Source organism: Histidinibacterium lentulum (genome assembly GCF_003789055.1).
Taxonomy (GTDB): Bacteria; Pseudomonadota; Alphaproteobacteria; order Rhodobacterales; family Rhodobacteraceae; genus Oceanicola; species Oceanicola lentulus.
In genome coordinates, this window is sequence record NZ_ML119098.1 from 1 (window position 1) to 5937 (window position 5937).

General features: G+C 57.2%; 2 tRNA genes and 3 rRNA genes. All 5 read right to left on the reverse strand.

Going from position 1 to position 5937, the window contains the following annotated elements:
- Nucleotides 1-153: 153 nt before the first annotated feature.
- A 5S ribosomal RNA gene (rrf, locus tag EAT49_RS20855) occupies nucleotides 154-268 on the reverse strand.
- 106 nt (nucleotides 269-374) lie between these two features.
- Nucleotides 375-3195 (reverse strand): 23S ribosomal RNA (locus EAT49_RS20860).
- 359 nt (nucleotides 3196-3554) lie between these two features.
- Nucleotides 3555-3631: transfer RNA gene (locus EAT49_RS20865), tRNA-Ile, on the reverse strand.
- 197 nt (nucleotides 3632-3828) lie between these two features.
- Nucleotides 3829-3904: transfer RNA gene (locus tag EAT49_RS20870), tRNA-Ala, on the reverse strand.
- 152 nt (nucleotides 3905-4056) lie between these two features.
- Nucleotides 4057-5517 (reverse strand): 16S ribosomal RNA (locus EAT49_RS20875).
- Together the 16S, 23S and 5S rRNA genes with 2 tRNA genes alongside form the textbook arrangement of a ribosomal RNA operon.
- Nucleotides 5518-5937 lie beyond the last annotated feature (420 nt).

A 5937-nucleotide genomic window follows, 5' to 3' on the forward strand; every position in this document is an offset into this window, starting at 1 on the left:
GGGGGAGCGGTTGTTCCCGTGTCGGGTCCGCTTGTGCTCCGTCTGTGGGGCGATCGCGGAAGGTCGGCTCGGGCTGGTGCGTGTCGCGGCGGTCTTGCGCGGCGGATCGCGTCCATTGCATCGTTCGGAGAGGTTTCTCGTGTTTCTTTCCAGATCTGGCGGTGACTTACTCTCCCACGTCTTGAGACGCAGTACCATCAGCGCGACGGCACTTAACGGCTGGGTTCGGAATGGGACCAGGTGTTTTGCTCGTGCTATGACCACCAGATCGGGGAAGAAACAGGTCGGCGGGTGGGCCGCCGGACAATCTTTCCAAGTCGCGTATCGTGCATGACTTCTGGTCCTGGTGAGGGTTTTCCTCGCCACTTCCGGATCAGATCAAGCCAATCGGGCCATTAGTACCGGTCAACTGAACGCATTGCTGCGCTTACATCTCCGGCCTATCGACGTGCTGGTCTCGCACGGCCCTCAAGGGATACCTTGTTTCGAGGGGGGCTTCCCGCTTAGATGCCTTCAGCGGTTATCCTGTCCGATCATAGCTACCCTGCACTGCGGCTGGCGCCACAACAGGTCCACCAGTGGATCGTTCACCCCGGTCCTCTCGTACTAGGGGCAACTCCTCTCAAGTATCCTACACCCACGGCAGATAGGGACCGAACTGTCTCACGACGTTCTAAACCCAGCTCACGTACCTCTTTAAACGGCGAACAGCCGTACCCTTGGGACCTGCTCCAGCCCCAGGATGAGATGAGCCGACATCGAGGTGCCAAACGGTGCCGTCGATATGGACTCTTGGGCACCATCAGCCTGTTATCCCCAGAGTACCTTTTATCCGTTGAGCGATGGCCCTTCCACTCGGGACCACCGGATCACTATGGCCGTCTTTCGACTCTGCTCGACGTGTCAGTCTCGCAGTCAGGCTGGCTTCTGCCATTGCACTCAACGACCGATTTCCGACCGGTCTGAGCCAACCTTCGCGCGCCTCCGTTACACTTTAGGAGGCGACCGCCCCAGTCAAACTACCCACCACGCAGGGTCCCGGACCCGGATAACGGGCCGCGGTTAGACATCAAGCAAGGCAAGGGTGGTATCTCAAGGGAGACTCCACCAGGACTGGCGTCCCGGCTTCGAAGTCTACCACCTATCCTGCACATGCCTGGCCTGATGCCAGTGCGAAGCTATAGTAAAGGTTCATGGGGTCTTTCCGTCTAACCGCGGGAAGCCTGCATCTTGACAGGCAATTCAATTTCGCTGAGTCGATGTTGGAGACAGCGGGGAAGTCGTTACGCCATTCGTGCAGGTCGGAACTTACCCGACAAGGAATTTCGCTACCTTAGGACCGTTATAGTTACGGCCGCCGTTTACCGGGGCTTCAATTCAAGGCTTGCACCTCTCCTTTTAACCTTCCGGCACCGGGCAGGCGTCAGACCCTATACGTCGTCTTGCGACTTCGCAGAGCCCTGTGTTTTTAGTAAACAGTCGCCACCCCCTGGTTTGTGCCCCCGGCCCTCTTGGACCGGGCCTCCTTCTCGCGAACTTACGGAGGTATTTTGCCGAGTTCCTTCAACATCGTTCTCTCAAGCGCCTTGGTATTCTCTACCAGTCCACCTGTGTCGGTTTGGGGTACGGTCTGATGGAGGGCTATTTCCAGGAACTGTCTTGGATACGCCCCAATCCGATAAGGGACGCACGCCGCCACAATCCGTCACATCCTCCTGGCCCAGGAATATTAACCTGGTTCCCATCGACTACGCCTTTCGGCCTCGCCTTAGGGGCCGGCTTACCCTGCTCAGATTAGCTTTAAGCAGGAACCCTTGGACTTTCGGCGACAGGGTCTCTCACCCTGTTTGTCGCTACTCATGTCATCATTCTCGCTAGTGATCTCTCCACCGGATCCCTCACAGGCCGGCTTCACAGAAAGCCTCTCTCCTCCAATGCACCCCGGAGGGTGCGAAGGAGGAATGAGACTATGTCACACTACGCTCCGCTACCACGCATTGCTGCGTCCTAAGCTTCGGCTCGTGGCTTGAGCCCCGTTACATCTTCGCCGCAGGACATCTTGTTTAGACCAGTGAGCTGTTACGCTATCTTTAAAGGATGGCTGCTTCTAAGCCAACCTCCTGGTTGTTTTGGACGTCCCACCTGCTTTCCCACTTAGCCACGAATTGGGGGCCTTAGCTGTAGGTCAGGGTTGTTTCCCTCTCCACGACGGGCGTTAGCACCCGCCGTGTGTCTGCCATCCAGTACTCTTCGGTATTCGGAGTTTGCTTAGGATCAGTAAGGCTGTGGGCCCCCATTACCCATGCAGTGCTCTACCCCCGAAGGTATTCAGATGACGCTCTACCTAAATAGATTTCGCGGAGAACCAGCTATCTCCCGGTTTGATTGGCCTTTCACCCCTAGGCACACCTCATCCCGACCTTTTTCAACAGGTGTGGGTTCGGACCTCCAGTACGTGTTACCGTACCTTCATCCTGGACATGCCTAGATCACCGGGTTTCGGGTCTGATCCCACGAACTCATGCGCCCTATTCAGACTCGCTTTCGCTGCGCCTACACCTAACGGCTTAAGCTTGCTCGTGAGACCAAGTCGATGACCCATTATACAAAAGGTACGCCGTCAGCTCGCAAGGAGCCTCCGACTGCTTGTAGGCGTTCGGTTTCAGGGACTGTTTCACTCCCCTCGTCGGGGTGCTTTTCACCTTTCCCTCACGGTACTGGTTCGCTATCGGTCAGCAAGGAGTACTTAGCCTTCGAGGGTGGTCCCCCGATCTTCAGACAGGATTTCACGTGTCCCGCCCTACTTGATGCGTCCGATCATGCTTCCCGTACGGGGCTGTCACCCGCTATGGCCCGACTTTCCAGACGGTTCCGGTCACACTCACGGCTCGGCTGATCCCCGTTCGCTCGCCACTACTAGGGGAGTATCTGTTGATTTCCTTTCCTCCGGGTACTTAGATGTTTCAGTTCCCCGGGTTCGCTCTTTGAAGCCTATGTATTCAGCCTCAAAGTACCTGGTTCAGCCCGCTATGAGATGCTTGCGCAGTCATAACAAACTGTCAGGTGGGTTGCCCCATTCGGAGATCCGTGGATCAAAGCCTATTCTCGGCTCCCCACAGCTTATCGCAGAGTATCACGTCCTTCATCGCCTCTTGCTGCCAAGGCATCCACCAAACGCCCTTCTCGCGCTTGATCTGATCCAGAAGAAGCGAGGCTTCTTTCTGTCAGATGCGGCCCACTACCTTGATGCAGGGCCGCATCCCGGCGCCCCCTTGGCAGGGGAGCCGTCGATCAGAAGTCATACTTTCCCGTGGGCCCGCGATGTCGGTCGCAGGCCCGGTTCCACCATCCTCGCGGATGGCGGGGGTTAGTTGTACTTGACTTGGACAACATAGCCATCGGGGTCGAACCCCAGGCGCTCCCCCACTCGGGAGGCCAGGCTATATTGATGATTGTTTCTCTCTGAACGATGTAAATCCGTCGGCGCAGGGCCGACGTCGATGTCCGATTGGACGGCAAGACCGGAGGTCCAGCGATCCAATCATGGGCGGATATGGTGGGTCGAGGAGGACTTGAACCTCCGACCTCACGCTTATCAGGCGTGCGCTCTAACCACCTGAGCTACCGACCCGGTTTGTTTGGCTCCGCCAAACAAACCAGTGCGGCGAAAGCGTTTGCTTGCAAACGCGTGCCGTCACCCGGTTGAGGTAAAGCGGAACAGCGTGGTCTTGTCGGGCACCCGGAACGACGACCGGGCGATGCCACGTCAAATCTGCCAAAGGCAGATGTGTCTTTCGCACGCGCGATCGAATGCAAGGCATTCGATCGTGGTGGAGCGTATCGGGATCGAACCGATGACCCCCTGCTTGCAAAGCAGGTGCTCTCCCAGCTGAGCTAACGCCCCAAAGAGCGCTGCACCCGGGCAAAACCACTGTCTGAAGAGATATGAGGACGGCCTGGTCCGGGTCGAAAGCGGACTTTCGACCGATATGCTCGTTGCCGAGCTGCTAAGTGATCCACGAGACCGGCAGGCCGGCCTTCCAGGATCATCCTTAGAAAGGAGGTGATCCAGCCGCAGGTTCCCCTACGGCTACCTTGTTACGACTTCACCCCAGTCGCTGAGCCTACCGTGGCCAGCTGCCTCCTTCGAGAAGGTTGGCGCACCGTCTTCGGGTAGACCCAACTCCCATGGTGTGACGGGCGGTGTGTACAAGGCCCGGGAACGTATTCACCGCGTCATGCTGTTACGCGATTACTAGCGATTCCGACTTCATGGGGTCGAGTTGCAGACCCCAATCCGAACTGAGATGCCTTTTGGGGATTAACCCACTGTAGGCACCATTGTAGCACGTGTGTAGCCCAACCCGTAAGGGCCATGAGGACTTGACGTCATCCACACCTTCCTCCCGCTTATCACGGGCAGTTCCCCTAGAGTGCCCAGCCGAACTGCTGGCAACTAAGGGTGTGGGTTGCGCTCGTTGCCGGACTTAACCGAACATCTCACGACACGAGCTGACGACAGCCATGCAGCACCTGTCACCGTGCCCCGAAGGGAAACTGCATCTCTGCAGCGGTCACGGGATGTCAAGGGTTGGTAAGGTTCTGCGCGTTGCTTCGAATTAAACCACATGCTCCACCGCTTGTGCGGGCCCCCGTCAATTCCTTTGAGTTTTAACCTTGCGGCCGTACTCCCCAGGCGGAATGCTTAATCCGTTAGGTGTGTCACCAAAGGGCAAGCCCCCTGACGACTGGCATTCATCGTTTACGGTGTGGACTACCAGGGTATCTAATCCTGTTTGCTCCCCACACTTTCGCACCTCAGCGTCAGTATCGAGCCAGTGAGCCGCCTTCGCCACTGGTGTTCCTCCGAATATCTACGAATTTCACCTCTACACTCGGAATTCCACTCACCTCTCTCGAACTCAAGGCTACCAGTATCAGGGGCAGTTCCGGGGTTGAGCCCCGGGATTTCACCCCTGACTTAATAGCCCGCCTACGCGCGCTTTACGCCCAGTAATTCCGAACAACGCTAACCCCCTCCGTATTACCGCGGCTGCTGGCACGGAGTTAGCCGGGGTTTCTTTACTGGGTACAGTCATTATCTTCCCCAGCGAAAGAGCTTTACGACCCTAGGGCCTTCATCACTCACGCGGCATGGCTAGATCAGGGTTGCCCCCATTGTCTAAGATTCCCCACTGCTGCCTCCCGTAGGAGTCTGGGCCGTGTCTCAGTCCCAGTGTGGCTGATCATCCTCTCAAACCAGCTATAGATCGTAGGCTTGGTAGGCCATTACCCCACCAACTACCTAATCTAACGCGGGCCGATCCAACTCCGAAATTCTTTCCCCCGAAGGGCGTATGCGGTATTAATCTCCGTTTCCAGAGGCTATCCCGCAGAGCTGGGCACGTTCCCACGCGTTACTCACCCGTCCGCCGCTAACCCGAAGGTTCGCTCGACTTGCATGTGTTAGGCCTGCCGCCAGCGTTCGTTCTGAGCCAGGATCAAACTCTCAAGTTGAAACGCCTCGCGGCGTGTCCTTGACGTTCGAACCTCTGCACATCCATCGGCCCGGCTAGGACCGATGAGTCATCTGTCTGCAGATCGTCCCATAAGGAACAGATCCGACAAACAGTGAAGCTGACACTCACATCATCGGACAGCCGAAACCACCCTAGTGAGCCGACATACAGACGTCTGATCCATCGAATGAACCAAACCGCCCGCATATCTCTTCAGATACTCGCGATGTCAAAAAGCGCAGAAGCAAAATCAACAGTGATGCGCCAATTCACAGCGCGACACCGCCAAACATGCCCCTGATGTCACCGCCTCGTCTGCACCGGCTCCCGCCGCCGCCCCGTCTGGCGCCCCAGCCGCGCCTCAGCGCCGCCGGTGAAGCGCTATCTACGGATACCAAACCAAACCCGCAAGAGGTTT